Genomic DNA, 22414 nt, shown 5'->3' with positions numbered 1-22414 from the left:
ACCCATGAGAAAAACCTACATTGCTTCATCTCTTATTGCATCACTTGTAACGCTTAATGTTTACGCCTCTCCGATCACACCTGAAGAGGTAGAAGCGGCTCAGAAAGGTTGGGGTGAGGGCATTATCGCAATTGGCAAAGCAAAGGATGCTCGTAGTGCTGCCATTAAGCATATCGACAAGTTTTATGCCTATGATTTAGGTACTGTGCTTTTCAAGCCGACGTTGGCAGTTGAAGATCAATTTAGACATTCAAAATCTGAAGCACTTTCTTATTTTGTTGGTGGCGAAATTAAGGAAGATAATGGTTTTGCTCTAGCGCCTTATACTAATGTTCGTTGGGAAAATGAAGGTGTCATTACAGATAAAAACTCCGACATGGCAATGGCCATGGGCAATTACTTTTTCACCAAAACCGATGGCCAAGAAGTTAAAGTAGAATACACCTTTGGTTACATCAAAGATGATGCTGGAAATATAAAAATCAATCTGCATCACTCATCTCTGCCATACAGCCCGAAGTAAGGTTAATAGTTAGTAATCTAACATTAGTTTATCGGCCCGTTATTAAAAGCATAACGGGCCTGTTTTTTGTTAGCTTGTTTATTCCAATATTGTTGGGAGCTACCTTAAGACAGAACGAGCCATTCGAGCATAGGTATGACGTATACCTCGAATAGCGATACTATAGCTGCGAATATTTTCGGGTAGTGCAATTCCTGTATAGCCCGTATCACCGATGTGATGTAAGTCTGCCCCAGCCATTTTGCTCATTAAGGCAATGTGTTTAATTGTGTCTATATCGGCGCCCTCTTGAGAAGTTCCAACTGCCGTCATGGCGAGTACATTATGCTTATGTGCTTCATCAATAAGGGAGGAGACATAAGACTCTGACATACCGGGTACTGTTCCAGGGGCAGGTAGCAGTATCACATCGGCGCCATGGTTTGCAAATGAAGACACATCCTGCTTTGTTATGATTTTTTTCCCATTTTCTGAGCTCACTCCTGCACCATGCATTTTTCCTGCAATAATTAGGATTTTATTCTTCTGATGCATTTTTAGTTGCTGGAGAGACTCAATAATTGCTTTATTTGACACACCATTACTTGGGTTACCAGTGAGTACAATAAAATCACACCTCATATCGATTAAAGCATTCACATTCTCAGGCGTAGCGGCTCTGCCTGCACACATTGCCCAAATTTCATTGTGTTCCTGAGCGAACTCTGGGTCAACCGCTTCTAGATTGACGCCAACAGGGCGGCCAGTCAGTTGCTTTAATGTAGCAATAACGCTCTGGGGACGTGTACTCTTGGGTAGGCCAATAATCTCCGGCCTATTAACATCAAACATATTGATGAGCAATAAATCAGCACCTTGTGAGGATGCCAGTTCAGCATTGGTAATGTTTGTTAATAGCGGCTGTACTGAAGCAATGGTTTCAGTCATTAGCACTCTACCTTCGCTGGCTTTTATTGCAAAGAGTAAATCTTCTTTAGTCATATTATTGAAGTTAGAGGCACTGCAATCTAATAATCTTTTCATAATGATTTATTCATATCAGGGGGTATGTTGGCCTGCCTTCGTTCGTTTTTATATTAGAAGGCCAACACAGCCGATCTAAGGATTGACGAATATATTTTCAAATATTACGAAGTAAGAAAAGGGTAAACATATAATTATATTATTTCCCTTTTTAAAACTATTGGGACCTAAATATCATTAGAAGTATGGATATGAAATCACTATAACCTATTAAAAAGAATGTAAGCAGGGATTATGTTTAGCTGATTTGCTGAAAGGTAATTTCACTAAAATGAGGGTTATCTGTCAGTGCTGTCATTGACACTAAGGTTGAGGTCGGAATTTGTATGTCACCACAGAGAGTATCAATAACGATACATTCTCTGCGCTGGTGATCATAGTTGGTTGTTTTCGCTTTTCCTTCAAAGACTTGAGCAGACTCGGTAACTAAGCGAATAGGAATATGATAGAGACAGGCTATTTCTATGTAATCGTATTCGCTACAGGAAATCATGGTTAATCCTTATAAAATAGTGCCAGCCAAATAGTTTCTTCATCGGGAGCAGTATAGCTTACTCTGTGTTTAGTATGGGCCGGAATGTTAAGATTATCACCCGCTTTTAATTCTATTTCTTCTCCATTGGTGTATTGGATTTTGGCATGGCCAGTCAATACTAGTACCCACTCATGCTCGTCCTGATCGTACCAAAAATCGGGCTCAGAACATTGGCCTTTGGAGACAATACGCTCAAGGCGAAATTGACTCCCAGTCACAAGATCTTCAAAGACCTCATCGGTCAAGTCGTTGGGTAGAGATGAAAGAACATTCATTATGTTATACGGTAAAGTCAAAGACGATGATATCTTCAAGGATTGGTCTAAAAATGTCTTTCAAGCCGTCATGGTTAGGGTGAGGGAGGTAGCGCTCACGACCCGCCTCATCAGTGAAGGTCATCATAACGCAATGTGTATAGTTCTTATTCTTACCTTCAGGGCTATCGTTTATTCCCCATTCTACATGTTCAACTCCCTCAATAAGATCGGGCATAGATAAGAATGACTGTTTGAGTTCTTCAATCTGTCGGGGAGTGGCGTCAGCCTTAAATTGAATAAGCAAAATGTGTCTTATCATTTTAGAATCTACCTAATTTCTTTCATATAATTTTATCGGTTAATAATACAGCGTTATCTTAATGGTGCAAACTTCGATTTTTGTATTCTTTGCCTCTAACTTACCGAGGTTTCGACGCTTTTATTCTAAGTAACACTATTTAAAGGGAGATAAATAGTGCTACTCTGAATGGCTAGTAATGCTACTGACTTGATTCTAGTGTTTCTACTCTTGTTTTTAACTCTTTAATTGATTCTAAAAGTACCGGGATCAGGCCAATATAATCGACCCGTAAAGTGCCTTGTATATCACGCTTCGCAAGCTCAGGTAACTCAGATTGTACCTCCTGGGCAATGACGCCATACTCATATTGGCCAGCCAAGTGGCCTTGAATGCTATCGGGGCGCCAAGAGTAGCTGTATCCATTAAGGCGGCTGATTTTATCGAGGCTATTTAGTAAAGGCTGGATATCATATTTTAAATTAACGTCACTTATTCTAGGCATACTATTGGTCGGAGGTATATATCCATCGGCGATAGAATAAGTATTGGTTTCTTGGTCAAAGAGCATAAACTTATACCATGAACTCAAAGAGTTTTTGGCTGGTTGAGCCAGATATTGACTGCCAAATTCGGTTTTACATTGTTGATTAACATCAATATAGCTAGATCTTAGAACCAAAAAATAGTCCCCACGATACTCTTCTCTTTCTACCCATGAACCATCAATGACGACTTGCTCTTCATTATCATCTTCTAGCCAATCCCAATGGCTTCCATCAGGTTTGGAACAGAACACATTAGATTCATCGGCGAGCACATGACTTGATAATATGACACAGAAACTCACACTTAATATCAAATTAAATAACTTCATCGCTTCCTCATTAACCGTTTATAACTTGTGGTTATTGTATTTTTATTGATCAATTATGCAAGTTGATTGGTATGATTTTGCTATTTTTTGTGACCATGTCTAATGGCATTGCTTATTTATTAGGGCGTATTGATCTTTCATGAGTGTTTTTTGAACAGCATAGTAAAGAGTTATAATTTGCTTCGCCAAAAGTAAAACCATAACCAATACTATGCCAAGAACAATGTTAACTGATGTTCGCTGGGAACTGCTACTCCAAGTTATGAAAAGCACAGGTCGTATTTACGACAAAACTGAACATCGAATGACATTTGAAGGAATACTTTATCGAATGAGAACAGGTATTCCTTGGCGAGATCTCCCCTCTGAATTCGGAGAGTGGAGTACCGTTTACAGACGATTTAATCTTTGGTCAAAGAAAGGTATTTTAAGCAAGCTTTTCAGAAGCTTATCTAGCATGGCTGATTTAGAATGGGTCTTTCTTGATGGCTCTATAGTTCGAGCGCATCAGCATAGTACAGGTGCAGCGACTGAAAGTTCAGAGCAAATAGGTAAAAGTCGCGGGGGCAACTCAACCCATGTTAATGTGGCTACCGATGTATTGTTGAACACTAAATGAACATCAAAGATCAACACGCCTTAGTAGTGGAAAAATACTGTATAACAACACCATAATAACACCCATAAAACTTATGGTTAATATAAGTGTGTGATTATTGTAGTTAAATTGCATTTTTGAGGGTTCAAAAACGGTGAAACCCCGATGTTGGTAGCATCGGGGTCTCGAATTTTAGAAGTCTCGGATGGTAAGGCCGATATTCTGTATGCAAAAGGCTGGATTTAATCCAACAAATTCCTTGGTGGGGAATTAGATACGGATGAAGTCCATGTGCTCAACTTTTGGCTTGAAAGCGTGACGTTGAACGTCTTGTGGCTTAACTTTCACTTCAGCGCCGTCGATAACAAGAACAACACCTTCGTAGAACTCAGGCTTATCCATTTGGTTAACGATGTCGTCGTGGTTAAGAACGATTGATACTGGCGCAGCTTCACCACCGTAAACGATAGCAGGGAATTGACCAGCGTGACGTAGGCGGCGGCTCGCACCTTTACCTAGTTCAGTACGTACTACTGCTTCAAATTTCATAGTATTTACTCTCAAATTTAAAAAATGAACTTCACACCCAGCAATGCGACCTTGCCGTGATGTGGTATATCGCTATAGAAGAAACGGATAGTAACTCTATAAGCGAGCGCGGATACTACCACTGTATTGACTTTCAAGCAATAAAAAAGGCAACACAATATGTATGAGATTATTGCGCTGATGACGGCGGCTAAAGGTCCAAAAAGTGTTTGTTATCTTGTGATTATTTTTACTTGTTAACCGTATTTCCTTGCCTCCAAGTGTAATGAATTTTCTCCCATCGCGCGTTGAGTTTGAGTCAATAAATAAATTATTTTGTCATTTACAGCCAAAGCCCTCATCATAGAGGGATACTGAGTCTAATGCAGTGTTTGAAAAAACATGACTAAGAAACCAAATGCCATGATAGTTTCCGAACAAAGGATTCAAATGTTGGACTCTCATTTCAGTACTATAGATACCGATATGGCGATATCTATGTCCTTCGTGCGTCGAGCACAAAAAATGTCGTTTTCTAAGCTGGGTGAGAAGATAAGTGGTCTAAATTGCTCAACTTTACGGCGATATATGCAACAGAGTTATCCTTGTGTTCGGCCAATTCACGTTGTCGCTGCGATGTCTTGGATAATGATGGTACCAATGACGAGCTTTTACTACGCCTTAAGAGTTAGAGAACATTATAGAGGGATGGACGACAGAGCAATTGAAGCACTGTATTGTGTTGGGCGTTTACCGTCACAACAATTTGATCTTTATTTGGAAATGGTGGCTAATCTAATGGATAGTGAAGCACGCTCACATTTCAAAGCTTTTCAAACTAAGCTGTTGACTGAGACAGTTCCATCATCTTGCTATGATGACTTACTGCCCCCCAAGGTGCTCGATATTAACGAATTTGCTATCGATTACTACCGTTCTATTTCTATTACTGTACGGCAATTTCGACAAGACAACAATATTCCTATTGATGTGATTGCCCGTGTACTTGGGTTGACGGGATACCAATATAGGGTACTTGAAGATGTTAATAAAATTAGGGATTTCTCCGTAGCTATAGGGTTTAGGATAAAAGTCGGCTTTGAGTTGCATTCCCATGTCAACTTTACTTCGAAAATGCAACTATTCCCCCAGTTTCATCAACTGCGTCAACATCAGCACATTCGCGACACGCTCATTGTTGAGTCTTTTCGCTTACTAAACGCAGACTCAAAGAATCTTGCTTCAGATTTATTGGCCTCACTATCAAGCTATTACACAAAAAGTGAGACATCTGACGGTGAATGAACATAATCAACCTGAAATACGCATTTACTCAGGTTGATTATGTGTCTTAAAAAAATCAGAATGTCGTCAGGTTGATTAGCTGACGCAAGCTAGTGTATTCAGCAATGTTTGCTGTGTTTCTGCTTGAGCTAGCATCAAGGCTGCTACTTTATTGGGGTGCTGTAAATGGACTAAGTGGTCGGCGTTTTTTATGACGACTAGATGACCATGCTTGAGCTGGTTTGCAAAATTTTTTGCCGTTTGCAAGGTGACGTAAGGGTCAAATTCACCAACACAGATAGTACAGGGTATCATTATGTTTTGAACGTTGCCGGGCGTGTGAACGAGCAGACGCACAGAATTTTCAAAAAACATGTCTATTCGATCTTGAGACATCGATGAGATGCTACGTTTTGTGGCTCGTATGATGGCCTCATTTTTGGGGATATCATGATTCCGTACAGTGAGGGATTCGGTAAATGAGGCCGCAAAGCGTTGTGATGTATCCATGGCTGCAGCGATCATTTTTTTTGTTGCTAGTCTGCCCGACTCTGGGATACCAGGGACTCCACCGCAGATTGACATAGATCGTACATTTGGCCATATATCACAAAGTTCGACCGCGATAGCTGTTGCGTAAGAAAAGCCGACAATGTGGGCTGTCTTGATGCCCAAATAGTTTATCAAGTTGTGCAGCATTGTAGCTTGTTCTCGGATACTGACGGTGGAGGCCAAATTTTGAGTGCGTCCAGTGCCTGGAATTTCAATCGTAATACAATTAATTTTGGTCGCGAAGTGTTTTGAAAATGAGTTTACGCTTTCAATATCTTGTAAGGCTCCCAATAAAAAAATGAGAGTTTGCTCTGAGCTGACGCATGGGTAAAAAGAGTAGCGATAGTGATTACCGTCTAAGACTGTTTTAATAATTTCCATTATATTTTTCTCTTCGTGGAACAAATTGAAGAGGCTATTGATGATATAAAATTAAGGTTGTGGCTAGAAGAATGAAAAATTGTCGTTTAGAAAATCGTTTGGCTGAGGCTGAGCAGCCCGTTAAAAACTTTATGGCAGACTTGATTGAAGAACTAAACAAAAGAGGTTCTATTTCACAAGACCCTAAATTGTCTCTACGATATTTTGGCATAAAGCTAGAGATCAAATTGGTGTCTTTTGATGGGGATTAATCATTTTTAAATAGTATGATGAAAATATTTATTTACTCTGGGTCATCAAGTTGACATTTATGATGTGTGGTAATGCCAAAAAACATAATATGCCAGCTTTGACGGTAGAAGATATTACCTTGTATCGAACGCAATTAGAACGTCACTCAGCTTAAGGTTTACTTATTTTAGGTATCCTTTCTCAGGAGCCAAAAAGATACTATCTTTGTGGCTCTCCTTGTTTGGGTTAGTTGCTTGGCTTATTTCTTTCAATTATGCTTATAGACACCGCAAGGAACAAAATATCTTTTACTAGGAAAAAGTTGGTGACTAGTACACCATCGGAGACTTTCCAAGTATTAGGTGTTGTGAGCAAAAAGCTTAATGTTGTGATGAAGATAGCCGCCGCAGCGATACCAGAGTAAAATGCAATCTTCGGCTTTTTAATGCCCACAATAAGCCCCAGAGCGACGATGATTTCTGCCGCTCCTATGAGGTTAGACACCGCTTGAATAGAAAAAAGGTCATAAAGCCAATTCATCGCGAAATGATTTTCGACTAAAGGTTGAATCAATTTGGCTTCGGTCGGCGTAAATTTATAAACACCGATCCAAATTAGCACGAGTGCTACGCCAAAAACGCCGGTAAGGTAACCAATATTGTCAGTCTTTGTATTGTTCTCTACAGCATGCATATAATCTTTTTCCTCTTAATTAGCATGAGAACAAAGACCTAAAGCTTGATGAAAAACTTTCATTAAAAATCCTAATTAAACATTGATAAACCCCCAGCTCTGCAGAGGTGACTCGCATAGGTTTGACCGTGACAGCGGTATGTGTAACTTCTTTGCTCGACCAAAAGTAAAGAGGAAACAACCTATGCGAGACTATAAGAGTCTGTCTCATAGTCGATGGGATTGTAAATACCACGTGGTGTTTATCCCGAAGAAAAGACAAAAAATGATTTACGGTGCAATCAGGAAACACTTAGGTTCAACACTTCATGAGTTAGCCAAACGTAAAGGCGTAACGATAAGAAGAGGGGCACTTGATGAAAGATCATGTTCATATGTGTATCAGCGTTCAGCTAAAGTATTCTGTATCTAATGTTTTTGGTTATCTCAAAGGCAAGAGCGCTATATCGATAGCTAAGAAGTTTCGAGGTAGGCAGCGAAACTTTAATGATGAGCACTTCTGGGCTGGGGGTATTTTGTATCTACAGTCGGTTTGGATGAAGAAACAGCGCTTGAATATATAAGAAATCAAGAACAGGAAGATGAGCACCGTGATCAATTGAAGTTTGGGCTCTAGCGCCTTGGGCGCTTACTGAAGCTCTTAGAGGGCGTCATCCAATAAGCCTCCGGCTCGGCCGGAGGTCATTTAACTAAATGTATTAATTTTAAATGACAAATGATTCATTAAATAAATATAATAATAAACTAATTAACATCAAATTATTAATAATAAAGAGTAAATCCCATAATTCATTATTATTATTTATATTATAACCTCTCATATGATTTAAGCTAAAATCTGAATAATTTACGATCAAAAACACATAAACCTTACGTTTTATTAACATTTATTAAACCAATATCCCATAGTGATATTATTGTTATTTATTTTGCTAAATCGATGAAGCAGTATTTTGAATGATATTTGAACACATTATCGTTTGTTAAATAATCCAATCTATTCAGTAAGAAAACGATCTGATGAGGTATAAATATGAAATTCAAAAGAACTGCTCTCGCTACATTATTGGCCTGTGGTTTTGCTGCAAATGTTCTGGCAGAAAAAATTGGTGATGCTCCAGAAGATTTTACCTACATAAGCGAAGAAGCAAATGAAGAAAGGTTTGTTTTAAGTACAGATGAATGGGCTGCCATTCAAATTTTTGCTGCGACAGCTAGGGCACTCCCTATTACTGAAGATGATATGCGCAACGAATTTTTATTAGGCTCACTGGACTTTGGCAGTAACTATCAAGAACTTTTGAGAAGTTATCAAAGCGTGCATGATATTTCTGGGCAGTGGCTCAATGCGGGCGGGTATAGAGATCAAATGGTCGGCTTAGCCACAGATATTGTTATTTACTCAGACGACGTTTTAACTGGGAGTGAGCGTATTTCACTTTTTGTTGACAGAATATGGTCAGCTATCTTGGAAGATGATCTTGCAGCTGGTGACAGGTATTTAATAGTTACTCGAACACTGCTGGAGAAAATGCTAACGGATACTCAGGAATATTATGATAAGGCTGATGATCTTGGTACAAAACTTACAGAGTTTGTTAATACGTTAGATGCAGAAGATCATGAGCTACAAGAAGTTCAGTCGGCAAACGCAGATATTCTTGAAAATGACGGCTCAGCGACAAAAGATGAGATTGACGCCCTACAAGATAGAATTGAGGAAGTTAATAGGGAATACAGTAAGTGGGTAAAAGTAGCAGCAACGTCTCCTGTCTATTCTACGGTTGCTTTTCCTTTTGGTTTAATCGCGTCGATTGGTGCTGCCTCCGGCGGGACAGCGCAAGCTATTGCGTTAAAGAATGAAATCGGATTTATCAAAGAAGACATTGAAAGCCTGTCCAAGCGCCTCAGGACAGAGGAGCTGACTTACGCATCATGGCAGCTTGCAAATAGCAGTATTACTAACACGCGAGACCAACTATCGGAAGCACTTAATGCACTTGAGAAACTAAAAGGTGCTTGGGTACTCGTTGTTGCTCAACTAGAAGCAGCACTTGAAGGTATACAAGAAGCAAACAGTGAAGATGTTATCAATAATCCAGATTTATTGACTGCTCTAGCGCTAACCGCTTCAGAGCTTGAAGATTTGGAGACCCGCTGGGGAGAAATTAAAGAGTCTACAGAGGAATGGGTACGTAATGCTTACGTGACTCAAAGTAACGAATAGTAGCACTAAGGCAGCCATAGATTTGGCTGCCATTAATTTTCCCCACTACGTTGATGGAGTAACGCTTATGTTTTTCAAAAAGAGCAAAATACTTACTGGGTTGCTGCTAGCAAGTTTTGGCGTAGCAGCGAATCCATGGTCTGATTTCTATGATGTTTCTATACCAAGTTATATGCCTGGTCAAACAAAAGAAGTGACGGACGTTAGTAGCCGAAAAGTAGTTAGACAAGCGATGTTGCTTGATTCGGCGGAGCTCAACAGAACCTTTGAGCAGTATCCAGACAGAGGACGGTACATTTTTATTGCTGATACATTATTGCTTGACGAAGTGGTTTCACAAAATATCCAAGGCAAGCATATTGTGATACTGGCTCGTTCTATCCAAGGCGAGGGTCTGATTGGTTTTAGTCAATTAGAAGATGCCAATACATCGGTCACTATTATTGCGGATAAAATTGAGGCCGGAATACTGATTACTTCACACACAGGAACGGTTACACGAGTCGAAGAACAAGGGGAGAATTTCAAATTTACCTATAGAAACTTACTTGGTAGGGAAACCGTTAGTTATGATAGCGAAAGTATTGAAAGTACTATTGTACAGTTAAATGAAGACAGGGATTATATTTTTAATCTTGCTTATGATTATGGTTTGTCTGCGTATGACAGTAAGCCTCAGCTTAGTATTGATATACTAGAGTGGTATGCGAATTTATTAGCAAGCAGTGATGCACTGATTAATGAGGAAAACACTTGGAATTTTGACGATACTTTTCGCGCTCTAAAAAGCTTGAGTCTATTTTATTCTTCCTCTCAAAAAGATCAGAATTTTGTTCCAGTGCTTGATTTAAATTTATATTCCAATAGCTATAGTCAAATCTTGGACGCGATGGAAGCATTTCAGAGCGAATATGATCAGTTTGAAAACCACCAAAATGATATTCAAGCTAGAAAAGATAGCGCACGTTTGATGTTGGATAAGTTGGATAATGCATTGAGCGCCCAGCAAGCGATTATTGAAAACCAAGAAAGGCAGATTGCCTCTTTCCAAAATAGTATCGAGAGTAAAATTGAAGGGTTTAAGGATCAAGAGGGTGCCGTCGAAGTTGCAAAACAGAACTTCAGGCAAGGCATTATTGACTACCAACGTAAGTTTATTGCTGGCATAGCCATTGAAGTGTTTAGCTCGTTGGCTGATTTAGGCTCGTCGGTAATTTCTGCTTTCACAATTGGCCCCGCAGGAATAGAAAGTGCAGCACAAGCCATAGGCGATGCAGCTCAAGATGCTCAACAAGCCGTGACGATCTCAAAACGTTTAGAGCAGCTAAGTAAAGATATTAAGAAGATCAAAGATCTCAGTGCCAATCTAGAGACTATATTAAAACTGATAAAAAGCAATCAGCTGACCGCAGAGCTTAATGGACTGATGAGAGAAACAGAAATCGATATCCCTGATCTCGGTTCGTCCAGTACTGGTTGGGAGCTTGCTAGAATCGATATTGATACTGCGCTTGGAGCAGCGCAGGAGTTGGGTGTTTTAGGCACGAGAGAATATAAGAATGAGCTGAATAAACTTATGACTTGGGGCTCGAGTGTTTCAGGTTTGCAGGTTAAAGCTGTCATAGCAACCTATAGGTTAACCGAGCTTCAGTTAGCCAAAGAAGCGATTGAAAAAGACTATGATAGTGTTGTCCAATACATAAACGACTTGGATACGGACGAACAAGCTCTGCAAGAAGTCGAACAGTATCTGTTTAGAGCATACAATTTGTTTAAACGTCCTCTTTATGGCGCAATGCTCAACTATAACGCAGCTTATAAGTATCATACATTTGAAGATAGTACGGTCACTCCACGTATTAACGCCAGCTATTTAGAATACAACCAAAATTTGGTCTCTATGGATGAACAGCTCACTCATGCTATCGAGGGTTTTTATGAGAATCCTCCTCAGAGTTTTTCAATCGATGCAGACATTAATGATCAAGCCATTCTGGATCAATTAAAAGAGACTGGGGAATTTAGCTTTATTATTAATGAGCAAAACCATGAAACCTTTGGCAAGGGTATCTTTAATAATAAAGAAAGGGTACGTTTAGACAGTATTGGTGTTGAGATCTTTGGTCCAGAGCTAGCAGATGGTAGATATGAGTTTCAATTAACCCATACCGGTGAGTTTAGAGATTTTCATAAAGGTCAATCATATATATTCAATACTAAGGAATCTCATCGTATATATTCCTATGACAAAGAGGGAGATGAATATAACGTTATTACTCCCGGTGACATATCAGAGAACTTTGGTAAGTTCATTTTCAAACCTACGCCATTTTCTACTTGGACGGTCAAATTATTCGAGCACGAAAAAGTCGACTTAAGCAAAGTTGAGAATATTAAGCTTTCCTTCTCTGGCGAGTGGATAACGCCCGAATTTTAGATTTCAATTCTTATTCTTGCGCTGTATAGAAGTGTTATAGCGCAATCTAAACCTCGATATTATTACAACCTTAGATCTCAAGAGGCAACTATGGATTGGTGTAAAGCAGTGTTAGCAGCGTCATGTATGTTGGCAGTACACAACGTATCATTGGCAGAAAACTACCATGGGTTAGGCAATTTGGATGTATTCACATCTGAAAGCGATGACTTCCTATTAAGCGAAGAAGAATGGATTAAATTGAATATGTTGGCTCGCAGCGCGAGTACACTACCTGTTACACAAGAGAATATGCGTAAGCGTTTTTATATGAGTAATTACGTGGCCTTCGATGGAGTCTATCAAGACTTGCTGTCTAACTATCAAAATATCAATCATATATCGAGCGATTGGTTAGGAGACTCTAGCTATCGCGATAGGATGATTACTTTGGTTGAAAACCTGATTGAATACTCTCATGAGGTGAATGATTCTTCGACTGGGATGTTACAGCAAACACAGCTTATTGTTGAAGCGGCGGAGAATGTAGATTATTTAGCGTTTGAACGGGCAAAAGCTGATTTACTCGCAATATTAGAGGCGATGCTTGAAGATGCGACTAGGTATTACCAAGATGCAGATTCACTCGGGCATGGCTTAACCGATTTTATCAATTCTCTTGATGTTCAGTTACAAGACCTCGATCGATTACAAAGTTCAAACCAAGACATTCTTGAGAATGACGGAAGTGAAGCCAGTAGAGAAATTGATGCGCTAAAACAAAGAATCGATGAGCTAAATAGTGAATATCGTAAGTGGGTAACCGTAGCCGCAACAACGCCTACTTATGCGTGGATTTTTCCTTTTGGAACGATTGCCGCAATAAGCACCGCAGGTGCGGGCTCTGCGAAAGCAGTGGCTTTGAAAAATGAGATTCAGTTTATCCGTGAAGATGTTATTACTTTGAGAAAGGAGATGGCACACGATCAAGCCGTTTACTTATCATGGAACATTGCCACAGATAGCATAAAAAATATATTAGAAAGCACACGCTCTGCATTGGCGGCGCAGCAAAGATTGAGAGGCGGTTGGGCACTCATTTCCAGTCAACTCGAAAGTGTTATTAAAGGAATTAATGACATAAACAGTGATGATGTTCTTCATGATCCAGACAACTTTATTGCAGCTTACTTAACTGAATTGGAGATCGAAAAACTACAATCTCGATGGGAAAATCTCGGAACTGAGGGAGAGCTGTGGCTGGCGAATTCTGATGTGACTGGCATATCTTCAACACAGTTTAGTGTGCCAATTCGAAGCGACTTGGCTGATGAACTGGGTATTTCATACTCAACTGAAATCACAGAATACGCTACGGGTTTATCTTGGCCTACCTATGATTTTCAACAAGCGACTGACTTATGCCAAAACCAAGGTATGCGTCTGCCAACCAAGTTTGAACTAGAAGAACTACAAGCTTGGTTTAAGCAATATGAAGATATTGACCCTAATGTATGGCCAGTTGCTAGCCATTATTGGTCAGCGACGATTGACCCTCAAGGACGTTACTATACGGTTGGCGTGGATGGTGGAGGATCAAAACTCTATCCACACGGCCATCAATACGTTGCTTGTACTGGTGGTGAAATGCTAAATGCACCTGTTCCGCCTCCGCCAGAAGTATCCAATGAATTTTCGTTGCCTTTAACAAAGGAAGAAGCCGACAGAGAAGGGTACACTTATACTGGCTATAAATCTGAGATAGATTTTGGGCCTAAATGGGTAACCTTTACTTATGAACAAGCGAAGAATATGTGTCAGATCAGAGGTATGCGCTTACCCAATGCTGACGAGTTAAGGGTTTTTTCACAACAAGGGGCAGTGGGCTGGCCAACTCACAGAGTATATTGGACTGAGAATAACCCAGTAGACTATAACTGGGATTACACCATGTATATCAGTGATGCGAATCCTATTGTATCTATGAAGTCTTGGACAGGTTACGTTTCCTGTAAGTAATAAGCCCCGTCTTAATCGATGGATTATGAAATAGCAATTGTTAAGCAGTTAGCTTCAAATAAGAGGTTAACTGCTCATTTCAGAAACAGCACTCATCTCTGTCTCTAATGGTATTGATGATGAAAATTGCTGGTGGAAGTAAAACTAATTGTGCAACTAGTTTAGTTATACTAGACCAAAACATAATACTGAGCAGTAGATCATTGTTCTTCACCCCGAGGTAAGCTAATGCAAGAAACAATTTCACATCAACCAAAGAGACAATAATCGTCGATATTGAGATCCTAATACTGATGCTATTAATCTTTAATGACGAAAATATCACGCCAAACATAAACGTAGAGACAAAGTAGGCACAAAGAGATGCTAAATAGATCCGATAATTACTCAAGCTATAGATCAAATTGAAGCTTTGACTGTAGTTTGAATCAGGATTTGATTCGGGAGTAATTGATGCTAAGTACATCATGCTTATAAAGGCGAGGTACCCAAGGTAAGCCAACGCTATGCATCTAAAATATGTCTTGGGTGAACGAGTTGCGATAATAATCGAAGAAAAAAAATAAACAAAGGGATAGGTAAAGAACCCAGCGGTTAAGTGGACACCCAAAGCTTGTATTGCTTTGGGTGAAGCCAAGTTTGATGCTGTAAGGAAACAAAACAGGCCAAGAGTTGCTATTACAGTTGAAGTTTCTATCACCCTCAAAGACTAATACTCCATGATGTGGTAAATGGCGATAAAATTTTCATTGCTTATCTTTAATTTTCTTCTGACTGAAGGAGCGAGTAAGCTTTTCATCGAGATGGTGACTGGAATATCAGATATTTCCATTTCGACGGTTTTATCTTTTACATTGATAGCACGAATTCTGTCATCAGAAATACAATACTGTCCGCGATGAAGCTTGACGTCATGCCTATCGATATAGGCATGCTCAAACATTTCTTTACCAATAAAACCTACTAACCCATCAATAGAATATAGATTGGATTGTTTTTTTCTTATCTTAAATAAGTTAAATTTTGACATTTTTAAGTTGCATGATTGGGTAGTTATCTTCGTGAATTATCCTATTGGAAGATATGAAAATGAATTTACTATCTTCTTCAATGACTTTCCTAAGAACAACTTCCCCTGATAGTGTGGTACAAATATAGTGATTTTTGTTTTTCAAAGGAGGCGAGAACTTTTCGAATATTAGTTGACTACTTTTAGGTAAAGTGTCGATGAGAGTGTTGTTTTTTATGTATATGTTTGTGTTATTTTGTTCAGATAGTGGAATTATATCAGAACTAAGTCTGTCAAAATGGTATGGAGGGGCCGCATCATCGGATAAGTCGGAGAAAGTAATGTTATAATAGTCACATATTTTTCCTACAGTTTCTATCGTTGGATTACTATTTTTACCGGAGTACAAACTATACAAAGTACTATACTTAATGCCCATTTCTTGAGCGAGAAATTTAACGCCGCCGGTATCATGTTTACTGTCGGTTATAAGTCTTATTATTTTATTTATCATTTTAAACTAGCCAAATTGTGATTACATTCATGTTTATTGTCGATTTAATAGTTATTAATCTATTTTTGACACTTCTATCTTTTTATTTTTAATTAATTCTAATGTTTTCTTATAAATTATCCAGCATTAATTTCTTCCAAAATAAATATTATAAATATAAATTTACAACTTAACTATCAGAAAATAAGTTTATGTTATAAAGTAACGTTAAATATAGTTTCAGGTTAAAAACTAGGCTTATGTTAAACATAACAATATTTATGGAATAACGCCTTTGTAGACCTCATTAAATATGGTACTGTAAATAAAAACAGTGCCTAAGCGAGGTGCTGTATGTTGGTTCGAACATAGAGTAAGAGAGTAAAATCATGGACATTCGTCATAATGAAGGTTTTAGCGTGACAGGGTTTACTGTCCGAACTTGCAATTTATCAGAGCAAGAAGCATCAACTGCAAAAATAGCCTCACTTTGGCAGCATTTTTACCAGCAGGCTTCAGCACACCTAGAAGCACAGTCGAGTGTCTATGGTGTATACAGCAACTATGAATCGGATGTTTCAGGAAAATATGATCTGACCGTTGGTGCAACCAGTATGTCTCCTGATTGTTTAAATGGCCAAGTAGAGCTCGCCGTACCTGCGGGTAAATACCTAGTATTTTCTGCTAAAGGTGAGATGCCTGCTGCGGTGATTAATTTGTGGCAAGAGATTTGGACATATTTTGCTGACAGTGATTGCCTGCACAAGAGGGCTTATTCATACGACTATGAAAGATATCTGGATGATTCATCCGTTGAAATTTGTATTGCGATTGATTAGTCCTAATACTCTGGTTGGCTGCTGTGTTTTATCAGTTGATAAGCTTAATTTTTACTAACTCAAGCCTTTGATAAACTGGCTTTTCCGGGTTTTTGTACCAATCTGCAGGCATCGAATCTTCAAGCCTCGCTTTGCTAAGCGAGGCTTTTTCCTTATGAGTAATGACAGCGTAGTCCAATAGTTGGTTAAGAATTCGTTGTAGGGATTGCCTTGTCAGCTTACCATCGCGCCAATATCGCTTTATTTCTCCGATGATAGTTTGGTGAGGCACCATGGGTTCTAATATGGCGTTTTCGATAGCAGTGACCTTGGCAGAGCGCGCGCTCATCAAGCGTGCACTTTCCCAATCAGGTTTGTTTTTACGAGTTAGGTAGTTTTCTCGAAAGCAAAAGTAGCTGAAAAGAAAGCGCTCTATACATTGCCAGCGCTCAGCTTGCGCTTCTATATAAATATGTTCAAATTCGATATCAAGATCAGTCATGGCTGCTTTATTCTTCTGCGCTTATGACGCATAACTTGGTTTATTTGTGTTTGCTTTTGGAGTGCTATGCTTTTGTATCACAGATACAAGTTGTGCAAGCAAGAGTATACCAGAAACTCCGAGACCAATACCGATTCCCCCCCAGACGCCCGCTAAACCGTACTCTCTGAGTAATAGCCAAGCTGAGGGCAGACCGAATAACCAATAACCAATGGCTGTGACGAAAGTCGGGGCTAAGACTATTTTCATCCCCCGAAGTAGGTTAATAGCCAGCAACTGCCATGCATCGACAATAAAGGACAAAGCGACAACCCAGATCACTCCAATCAATAAGGTGGATAGTTCAGCATCTAAGTTAAACATTGCGCAGATCGCTTGTGGGTAGCAGATAAAGAGTGCAGCAAGTACCGTACTTAGACCTGTGGTGATGATAAAGCTGCGTTTTACCGTGCGCTTTATACCTGCAAAGTTGTCTGAACCATAATCTTGCCCAACAAGGATGGCTGCAGCTTGAGACAAGCCGAAGTTGATATTCCAAGTAAAACTCAGACATTGAATAAGGATTTGGTGCAGTGCCAGTGCAGCTACGCTAATCGCTCCCGCCATTAAAGTGCCACCATAAATCAATCCATGCTCAAGTAATGCCGCAATCATGATCGGTATGCCAAGAGATAATAACGGCTTGAGCAGAGATAGAGAATATTCGTCTAAATTCTTCCAAGGCGAGAATGCTTGATATTCCGCGCGTTTGAAAACCCAATAGCCATAGCCCAGCATTACCATTAGGGAAGCTAGCGCAGTCCCTGCCCCTAAGCCAGCCAAACCAAATCCCAAGGTAAATGCAAGTAGGTAACTCAATGGGACATTCAGCACAACGGTTAAAAGTGACATCACCATGATTGACCGAGTACTACCGAGTGCGCTGGTTAAGCCTCGAAGTACAAGTAAAATGAGTGAAGGTAGCATTGCCCATTTGAGTGTATCCAAGTAGCTCATTGCAGGGTCAATTAACTGCTCAGGTTGATTAGCGATGAGAAGCAAGCCAGGAACGTATCTGAAGCTTAGCGTCAGTGCTAGGGTCAAAATAATAGATAGTAATACGGCTCCTTTGACGGCAAAGCGAATTTGCTGATTACCGAATTCGGGTCTCGCGATTCTTTGGCCGTAAGCGATGGCAATCAAGTTTGCAACACAGCCTACACAGCTGCTTGCAATAATAAAGATGAAGCTGTAGACAGAGGCACCAAGCCCTCCAGCTGCTAGAGCCGAAACGCTTAGTTGTGACATCATCCAAACATCAGTTAATACCAGTGCCATGGTAATAAGTTGTGAAATGATGAGCGGGAATGCCAATGAGAGAATTTTTTTCATTTTATGCCTCGTGTCTGAATGGGCATAAGGTATGCTTTTACTGTGTAGCGTTCAAATGATATTTATGTCATGCTTACATGAGCTGAGATCATGTGAAGAGCCTATGTCTACTTATCAATTTCTTCCGTATTCACATAATGGATTGAAAGTATTTGAATCCGTAGCGCGTTTGATGAGCTTTACCAAAGCTGCTGATGAGTTAAATGTCACCCAAAGTGCCATTAGTCGACAAATAAAGCAGCTTGAAGATGAGTTAAAAGTTTTGCTGGTTGTACGTAAACACAGGTCGATTGCCCTAACTGATAGGGGAAATGAGTTATATCAAAGGCTCAATAATAACTATCGTGCATTGGACTCCTTAATTGGAGAGTGGTCTAAAGCGAACAAACAAAGGATTGTGATAAAAAGTGCGCTAAGTTATGCGACTCGAGTTTTGCTGCCTAAAGTGGTTAGCCTTAATGAAAAGTACCCAGAACACGAAATTGTTATCATTCCCGCTATTGAAGAAGATCCTGACTTAGATTCGGGAGATTGTGATTTATGGATAGTAAACACATGTAAAAGCGATAAGTATATTGGTAAGAAAGGCGTGACGTTTTTGCGAGAGGAATACATGGCACCCGTATACGCCAAATCGCTATCAGAGCAAAATGTACCGCTCCAAGATGTACTCACCTTGCCACATTTGCACGCTACGCTCGACCACCAAGACTGGAAACATTGGTTAACTCAGGCCAACCTTCAAGGAATAAAGGAAGGTAGAGATACGGTTTTTTATAGCTTAGATTTAGCACTCAGTGCGTGTATCGCGGGTCAAGGGGTAACGGTCACTGACTTATTGTTGGTGTTACCAGAGCTTAACCGTGAGTTTCTTAAATGTCCGAACGATATGGTTTTGCAGCATAGTCAATGGAAATACTTGTGCTATCAACCTAATCAAAGTTCGATTATTGATGAGATACACCGTTGGCTCGTTGAGCAAACCCAAAACGAGTTGGGTCAGCTCCAAGCTATGTGTGAAAGTTTTGGCTGGGACAGCCGGCAAGTAAACTGGGGTTCACTCTAGCAGCAATTGCAATTGCGCTTGTATTTACTCATTTTCCCAATGCCCGGATTAAAGGTATTGGTTGGATCTAACGAATGGTAGAAAGCTTGTAGTTGCTGTTCTGCCTCATAAAGATGTCCCACATTATGCTCCGCAGGGTATTTGGCTCCTTTCTGAGTCAGGAGCTCGAGCATCTTTTGCTTGATCTTTTTCGTGTCAGCGCCTTTTTTAAAGATATAATCTTGATGAAATACATGGCACATAAAGTGACCATAGTAGAGAGCAACAACTAGGTCTTTTGTGATCTCTTTTGGCAGTTGTTCTACCCAATCAACATCATTGCGACGTAGAGCAATATCAAGTGCCAATATATCTTCTACTTCATTCGAATGTATGGTTTCATACCGCATTGCTGCCCCTGCGGCAGCAAAACGATGGAGTAGGGCTTTATTACCTTCGTCTTGATTGCAGATGAAAAAGTCACAGTCTTGTTGCTCTGACCATTCCTCTTCTAGATAGGTTCGCGCTTCTTCGATACCACCATCACTCATCTTAAGAATCAAATGGTGCTCATATTTGTCTCTAAACTCTAACATACGTTGTGGCAAGTGCTGTGGGAACAGCTTACTCATCCAATACATAAACATGTCTGGTAGATTGTCGGAAACAAAGGGAATTCGCTTTAGTAAGGTTTCTACCTGAGCTTTAAGCGCGAAGAATTTGGGCAGTCTCTCAGTACCTAAATGATGAATAGAAAGAAAAACATCCTTACCATAATGTTCAGCAAGGTTAAATATCTCTCGGTGCATGTACTCGCCCATTTCTGGAAGATGCTTGAACTTGCTCAACATATCGCGTCTAAGTTTACTTAACATCGCGGGATCATTACAGCCAATATAAAACACTTGTTCTTTCTCTGGTATTGGATTGGTATCAACTCTCACCGCAAATACAGCTAATTTGCCTGCGCAGCCACTGGCCTCAAATAGTCGCCTCGAATCTGCATTAAATCGAGAAGGAATATCTGAGTCTATATCGCGTACTCTCTGTTCATATTCCTTATCAGACGCCATGGCATCTGTGTGTTTGATATTCTCTTGTGTGAAATTTCCGTGTTCTATATTGGCAAGAATATCTTCAGGTGTTTCACCAAGCCCTTCTATTCCAAGGTGGTTAACCAATTCTAATTCGCCTTCTTTATTAACCTGTCCAAATAGCGCGAGTTCAGTGTAGGCTGGACCGCGTTTAACCAATGCGCCACCTGAATTGTTGGCTATTCCGCCGACAACCGTCGCGCCAATAGATGAAGAACCAATAACGGAGTGTGGTGCACGATTTACCTTCTTGAGTGTTTTTTCTAATTGGTGGAGACTAACCCCAGGTAGGCTAATTACTTGTTTGCCGTCATCGATAACATGCAAGTTATTGATGCGCATGATGTTGATCACAGCGACCTCACGATCATAATCTTCACCACTAGGGGTAGATCCTTCTGTGAGTCCAGTTTTTGCCGCTTGCATTATGATGATGCAATTGGCTTTGACAGCAGCTTGTAATAGACGCCACTGCTCAACCAGTGAACCAGGAAAGAGTATTGCAAGCGCTTTTCCTTTCCCAGAACGAAAGCCACAACGATAGTATTCTGTTTTTTTATCACCTGTTAATACGTGTTGTTCACCAACAATATCTATAAATGTCTGAATTGTTGCTTGTTTGTCCATAATTTTCCTTAACTTCCAGCATGTAGGGCTTTAGTTTTTGACAGTCTAAAGTTGAAATGAAAACAACACCACTGTGTCACTCAAGAACTTGACTAAGGTCGACTACTGCTAATTCTTTAATTCTTCTTTAAGTTCTTTTATATCAGTCTATTAGAATGTTTAAGCTATTTGATTAGTGAATCTAATAACAATGTGTTTTTCCCAAAGGAATGCAATCTCTATGGTCAAATAATTAACTGTGCCTAACCATAGGGCTTTTGTTGTTGTGTCAATGAAGTGACTATTTAGAAAGGGATGGATGTTTTTAACCAAAGTAGAACTGGTATTTCTATACATATTGCTGACAAATTAATACAAAGAGGTCATACCAATTATGAGTGGAATGACATAGTTTATTTAGTCATAAAATAACTCATGAGAGAGATAATATGAGAAAAACATTGTTTCTATTACCTTTATGGTTATCTTCGACTGTCTGCGCTTCTAACCATCAGATAGGTATCGCGATGGGGTATGGCGACACTGAGGGTCCAGATAATTGGAGTGATTCAGGTTTTGCGGCCAAAATCGATTATGCTTATCAGTTTCATCCCAATTTTGCCGCTGAGATTGGCTATGCAGGTGTTGAAGGTATGACAAGTAATTTCGTATCTGCCGTGTTTGGGACAACAGAACAAGAAGTTAACTATTCGACGGGTTTTGCCGGATTGAAAGCGGTGATATCTCCCACGTCATTCCTTGATTTTTATGCGGTAGGTGGAGCGAATTATTCAGAAGTCAAAAAAACGTATACGCCAGCGGGTGGAGCAAAACGTACCGATTCCCACACAGGTACTCATCCTTACTACGGCGTTGGTGCGGATTTAATATTTTTCAGCCATGTGGGATTAAACTTGGAATACCGAAAGTTCATTTTGGCTAATGACTTTGAATCAGATGTGGTGTTTACAGGGATAAATGTTAGGTTTTGACCTAGCCTGTTACATCAAAAGTCGTTGGATATGACCTAACAC

At 39.8% G+C, this 22414-nt stretch carries 25 protein-coding genes and 1 pseudogene; 12 read left to right on the top strand and 14 right to left on the bottom strand.

Annotation, left to right across the window (positions count from 1 at the left end):
* Positions 1-4: 4 nt before the first annotated feature.
* Positions 5-523 (top strand): hypothetical protein, encoded by a 519-nt coding sequence (locus FIV01_RS08490; RefSeq protein WP_152430618.1) that lies wholly within the window; start codon positions 5-7, stop codon positions 521-523.
* A gap of 99 nt (positions 524-622) precedes the next feature.
* Here the strand turns inward: FIV01_RS08490 and FIV01_RS08485 are convergent, their stop codons facing one another.
* The 5 genes from FIV01_RS08485 to FIV01_RS08465 form a co-directional block, all read right to left on the bottom strand.
* Positions 623-1546, bottom strand: a complete 924-nt coding sequence (locus tag FIV01_RS08485; RefSeq protein WP_152430617.1) for a DUF7916 family protein — start codon at positions 1544-1546, stop codon at positions 623-625.
* A gap of 238 nt (positions 1547-1784) precedes the next feature.
* On the bottom strand, positions 1785-2039 hold the full coding sequence (locus tag FIV01_RS08480) for a Rho-binding antiterminator (protein ID WP_152430616.1): 255 nt from the start codon (positions 2037-2039) through the stop codon (positions 1785-1787).
* Between the two features lie 2 nt (positions 2040-2041).
* A complete protein-coding gene (locus tag FIV01_RS08475) occupies positions 2042-2356 on the bottom strand; it encodes a cupin domain-containing protein (RefSeq protein ID WP_152430615.1) in 315 nt (104 codons plus the stop codon).
* A gap of 4 nt (positions 2357-2360) precedes the next feature.
* Positions 2361-2657: a Dabb family protein gene (locus FIV01_RS08470; RefSeq protein ID WP_152430614.1), complete on the bottom strand. Its 297-nt coding sequence runs from the start codon at positions 2655-2657 to the stop codon at positions 2361-2363.
* 181 nt (positions 2658-2838) lie between these two features.
* Positions 2839-3513 carry a tail fiber domain-containing protein gene (locus FIV01_RS08465; RefSeq protein WP_152430613.1) on the bottom strand — a complete coding sequence of 225 codons (675 nt, stop codon included), beginning with the start codon at positions 3511-3513 and terminating at the stop codon, positions 2839-2841.
* Between the two features lie 211 nt (positions 3514-3724).
* On the opposite strand from FIV01_RS08465, the pseudogene FIV01_RS08460 reads away from it, so the two are divergent.
* Positions 3725-4111, top strand: a pseudogene (locus FIV01_RS08460) (IS5 family transposase); the annotation flags it as partial.
* Positions 4112-4381: 270 nt separating this feature from the next.
* Here FIV01_RS08460 and rplY read toward each other — a convergent pair.
* Positions 4382-4660 carry a 50S ribosomal protein L25 gene (rplY, locus tag FIV01_RS08455; RefSeq protein ID WP_114784692.1) on the bottom strand — a complete coding sequence of 93 codons (279 nt, stop codon included), beginning with the start codon at positions 4658-4660 and terminating at the stop codon, positions 4382-4384.
* A gap of 381 nt (positions 4661-5041) precedes the next feature.
* Between rplY and FIV01_RS08450 the strand changes: the two genes are divergently transcribed.
* Positions 5042-5944 (top strand): hypothetical protein, encoded by a 903-nt coding sequence (locus FIV01_RS08450; RefSeq protein ID WP_152430612.1) that lies wholly within the window; start codon positions 5042-5044, stop codon positions 5942-5944.
* Positions 5945-6019: 75 nt separating this feature from the next.
* Here FIV01_RS08450 and FIV01_RS08445 read toward each other — a convergent pair whose 3' ends face one another.
* The gene (locus FIV01_RS08445) at positions 6020-6856 is read right to left on the bottom strand and encodes an alpha/beta fold hydrolase (RefSeq protein ID WP_152430611.1); all 837 of its coding nucleotides are present in this window, start codon (positions 6854-6856) and stop codon (positions 6020-6022) included.
* 71 nt (positions 6857-6927) lie between these two features.
* Here FIV01_RS08445 and FIV01_RS08440 point away from each other — a divergent pair, with 71 nt between their 5' ends.
* Positions 6928-7107, top strand: coding sequence for a hypothetical protein (locus tag FIV01_RS08440; protein ID WP_152430610.1), 180 nt, complete (start codon positions 6928-6930; stop codon positions 7105-7107).
* Positions 7108-7333: 226 nt separating this feature from the next.
* On the opposite strand, the gene FIV01_RS08435 is transcribed toward FIV01_RS08440, so the two are convergent.
* The gene (locus FIV01_RS08435; RefSeq protein ID WP_152430609.1) at positions 7334-7780 is read right to left on the bottom strand and encodes a DUF417 family protein; all 447 of its coding nucleotides are present in this window, start codon (positions 7778-7780) and stop codon (positions 7334-7336) included.
* Between the two features lie 139 nt (positions 7781-7919).
* On the opposite strand from FIV01_RS08435, the gene FIV01_RS20935 reads away from it, so the two are divergent.
* From FIV01_RS20935 to FIV01_RS08415, 5 genes are all read left to right on the top strand, one after another.
* Positions 7920-8192, top strand: coding sequence for a transposase (locus tag FIV01_RS20935; protein ID WP_415846733.1), 273 nt, complete (start codon positions 7920-7922; stop codon positions 8190-8192).
* Positions 8137-8343 carry a transposase gene (locus tag FIV01_RS20930; protein ID WP_415846732.1) on the top strand — a complete coding sequence of 69 codons (207 nt, stop codon included), beginning with the start codon at positions 8137-8139 and terminating at the stop codon, positions 8341-8343. Before FIV01_RS20935 ends, FIV01_RS20930 begins: the two co-directional genes overlap by 56 nt.
* A 470-nt stretch (positions 8344-8813) precedes the next feature.
* The gene (locus tag FIV01_RS08425; RefSeq protein WP_152430608.1) at positions 8814-10007 is read left to right on the top strand and encodes an alpha-xenorhabdolysin family binary toxin subunit A; all 1194 of its coding nucleotides are present in this window, start codon (positions 8814-8816) and stop codon (positions 10005-10007) included.
* A 67-nt stretch (positions 10008-10074) separates the two neighbouring features.
* Entirely contained in the window at positions 10075-12444 is a 2370-nt protein-coding gene (locus FIV01_RS08420; RefSeq protein WP_152430607.1) for a hypothetical protein, read from the top strand.
* A 90-nt stretch (positions 12445-12534) separates the two neighbouring features.
* Complete coding sequence (locus FIV01_RS08415) at positions 12535-14442, top strand: alpha-xenorhabdolysin family binary toxin subunit A (RefSeq protein WP_152430606.1); 1908 nt, start codon at positions 12535-12537, stop codon at positions 14440-14442.
* A gap of 79 nt (positions 14443-14521) precedes the next feature.
* Here the strand turns inward: FIV01_RS08415 and FIV01_RS08410 are convergent, their stop codons facing one another.
* Genes FIV01_RS08410 through FIV01_RS08400 form a run of 3 tightly spaced genes read right to left on the bottom strand, consistent with a single transcriptional unit; the run spans position 14522 to position 15965 of the window.
* Complete coding sequence (locus FIV01_RS08410) at positions 14522-15142, bottom strand: queuosine precursor transporter (RefSeq protein WP_246210451.1); 621 nt, start codon at positions 15140-15142, stop codon at positions 14522-14524.
* Between the two features lie 9 nt (positions 15143-15151).
* Positions 15152-15472: a hypothetical protein gene (locus FIV01_RS08405; protein WP_152430604.1), complete on the bottom strand. Its 321-nt coding sequence runs from the start codon at positions 15470-15472 to the stop codon at positions 15152-15154.
* Entirely contained in the window at positions 15459-15965 is a 507-nt protein-coding gene (locus tag FIV01_RS08400) for a helix-turn-helix domain-containing protein (protein WP_152430603.1), read from the bottom strand. The genes FIV01_RS08405 and FIV01_RS08400 overlap by 14 nt, the downstream gene beginning before the upstream one ends.
* A gap of 368 nt (positions 15966-16333) precedes the next feature.
* On the opposite strand from FIV01_RS08400, the gene FIV01_RS08395 reads away from it, so the two are divergent.
* A complete protein-coding gene (locus FIV01_RS08395) occupies positions 16334-16783 on the top strand; it encodes a GyrI-like domain-containing protein (protein WP_152430602.1) in 450 nt (149 codons plus the stop codon).
* 31 nt (positions 16784-16814) lie between these two features.
* Here FIV01_RS08395 and FIV01_RS08390 read toward each other — a convergent pair whose 3' ends face one another.
* Both FIV01_RS08390 and FIV01_RS08385 read right to left on the bottom strand, forming a co-directional pair.
* Positions 16815-17264, bottom strand: a complete 450-nt coding sequence (locus tag FIV01_RS08390) for a hypothetical protein (RefSeq protein ID WP_152430601.1) — start codon at positions 17262-17264, stop codon at positions 16815-16817.
* A gap of 21 nt (positions 17265-17285) precedes the next feature.
* On the bottom strand, positions 17286-18635 hold the full coding sequence (locus FIV01_RS08385) for an MATE family efflux transporter (protein WP_152430600.1): 1350 nt from the start codon (positions 18633-18635) through the stop codon (positions 17286-17288).
* Between the two features lie 103 nt (positions 18636-18738).
* Here FIV01_RS08385 and FIV01_RS08380 point away from each other — a divergent pair, with 103 nt between their 5' ends.
* On the top strand, positions 18739-19701 hold the full coding sequence (locus FIV01_RS08380; RefSeq protein ID WP_152430599.1) for a LysR family transcriptional regulator: 963 nt from the start codon (positions 18739-18741) through the stop codon (positions 19699-19701).
* Here the strand turns inward: FIV01_RS08380 and dld are convergent.
* On the bottom strand, positions 19698-21401 hold the full coding sequence (dld, locus tag FIV01_RS08375) for a D-lactate dehydrogenase (protein ID WP_152430598.1): 1704 nt from the start codon (positions 21399-21401) through the stop codon (positions 19698-19700). The genes FIV01_RS08380 and dld overlap by 4 nt on opposite strands.
* A 428-nt stretch (positions 21402-21829) precedes the next feature.
* Here dld and FIV01_RS08370 point away from each other — a divergent pair, with 428 nt between their 5' ends.
* Complete coding sequence (locus FIV01_RS08370; RefSeq protein WP_152430597.1) at positions 21830-22372, top strand: outer membrane beta-barrel protein; 543 nt, start codon at positions 21830-21832, stop codon at positions 22370-22372.
* Positions 22373-22414 lie beyond the last annotated feature (42 nt).

Source organism: Vibrio aquimaris, from assembly GCF_009363415.1.
GTDB lineage: Bacteria > Pseudomonadota > Gammaproteobacteria > Enterobacterales > Vibrionaceae > Vibrio > Vibrio aquimaris.
Note: the sequence above shows the minus strand (reverse complement) of the source record. Positions and strands in the feature narration are given on the sequence as shown.

Coding starts and splice junctions, on each gene's coding strand:
- FIV01_RS08465 (WP_152430613.1), bottom strand. CDS start 3,513: ATGAAGTTATTTAATTTGATATTAAGTGTGAGTTTCTGTGTCATATTA.
- FIV01_RS08440 (WP_152430610.1), top strand. CDS start 6,928: ATGAAAAATTGTCGTTTAGAAAATCGTTTGGCTGAGGCTGAGCAGCCC.
- FIV01_RS08380 (WP_152430599.1), top strand. CDS start 18,739: ATGTCTACTTATCAATTTCTTCCGTATTCACATAATGGATTGAAAGTA.
- FIV01_RS20935 (WP_415846733.1), top strand. CDS start 7,920: ATGTGTAACTTCTTTGCTCGACCAAAAGTAAAGAGGAAACAACCTATG.
- FIV01_RS08450 (WP_152430612.1), top strand. CDS start 5,042: ATGACTAAGAAACCAAATGCCATGATAGTTTCCGAACAAAGGATTCAA.
- FIV01_RS08490 (WP_152430618.1), top strand. CDS start 5: ATGAGAAAAACCTACATTGCTTCATCTCTTATTGCATCACTTGTAACG.
- FIV01_RS20930 (WP_415846732.1), top strand. CDS start 8,137: ATGAAAGATCATGTTCATATGTGTATCAGCGTTCAGCTAAAGTATTCT.
- rplY (WP_114784692.1), bottom strand. CDS start 4,660: ATGAAATTTGAAGCAGTAGTACGTACTGAACTAGGTAAAGGTGCGAGC.
- FIV01_RS08370 (WP_152430597.1), top strand. CDS start 21,830: ATGAGAAAAACATTGTTTCTATTACCTTTATGGTTATCTTCGACTGTC.
- FIV01_RS08435 (WP_152430609.1), bottom strand. CDS start 7,780: ATGCATGCTGTAGAGAACAATACAAAGACTGACAATATTGGTTACCTT.
- FIV01_RS08475 (WP_152430615.1), bottom strand. CDS start 2,356: ATGAATGTTCTTTCATCTCTACCCAACGACTTGACCGATGAGGTCTTT.
- FIV01_RS08445 (WP_152430611.1), bottom strand. CDS start 6,856: ATGGAAATTATTAAAACAGTCTTAGACGGTAATCACTATCGCTACTCT.
- FIV01_RS08400 (WP_152430603.1), bottom strand. CDS start 15,965: ATGATAAATAAAATAATAAGACTTATAACCGACAGTAAACATGATACC.
- FIV01_RS08415 (WP_152430606.1), top strand. CDS start 12,535: ATGGATTGGTGTAAAGCAGTGTTAGCAGCGTCATGTATGTTGGCAGTA.
- FIV01_RS08385 (WP_152430600.1), bottom strand. CDS start 18,635: ATGAAAAAAATTCTCTCATTGGCATTCCCGCTCATCATTTCACAACTT.
- dld (WP_152430598.1), bottom strand. CDS start 21,401: ATGGACAAACAAGCAACAATTCAGACATTTATAGATATTGTTGGTGAA.
- FIV01_RS08395 (WP_152430602.1), top strand. CDS start 16,334: ATGGACATTCGTCATAATGAAGGTTTTAGCGTGACAGGGTTTACTGTC.
- FIV01_RS08480 (WP_152430616.1), bottom strand. CDS start 2,039: ATGATTTCCTGTAGCGAATACGATTACATAGAAATAGCCTGTCTCTAT.
- FIV01_RS08420 (WP_152430607.1), top strand. CDS start 10,075: ATGTTTTTCAAAAAGAGCAAAATACTTACTGGGTTGCTGCTAGCAAGT.
- FIV01_RS08485 (WP_152430617.1), bottom strand. CDS start 1,546: ATGAAAAGATTATTAGATTGCAGTGCCTCTAACTTCAATAATATGACT.
- FIV01_RS08425 (WP_152430608.1), top strand. CDS start 8,814: ATGAAATTCAAAAGAACTGCTCTCGCTACATTATTGGCCTGTGGTTTT.
- FIV01_RS08470 (WP_152430614.1), bottom strand. CDS start 2,657: ATGATAAGACACATTTTGCTTATTCAATTTAAGGCTGACGCCACTCCC.
- FIV01_RS08405 (WP_152430604.1), bottom strand. CDS start 15,472: ATGTCAAAATTTAACTTATTTAAGATAAGAAAAAAACAATCCAATCTA.
- FIV01_RS08390 (WP_152430601.1), bottom strand. CDS start 17,264: ATGACTGATCTTGATATCGAATTTGAACATATTTATATAGAAGCGCAA.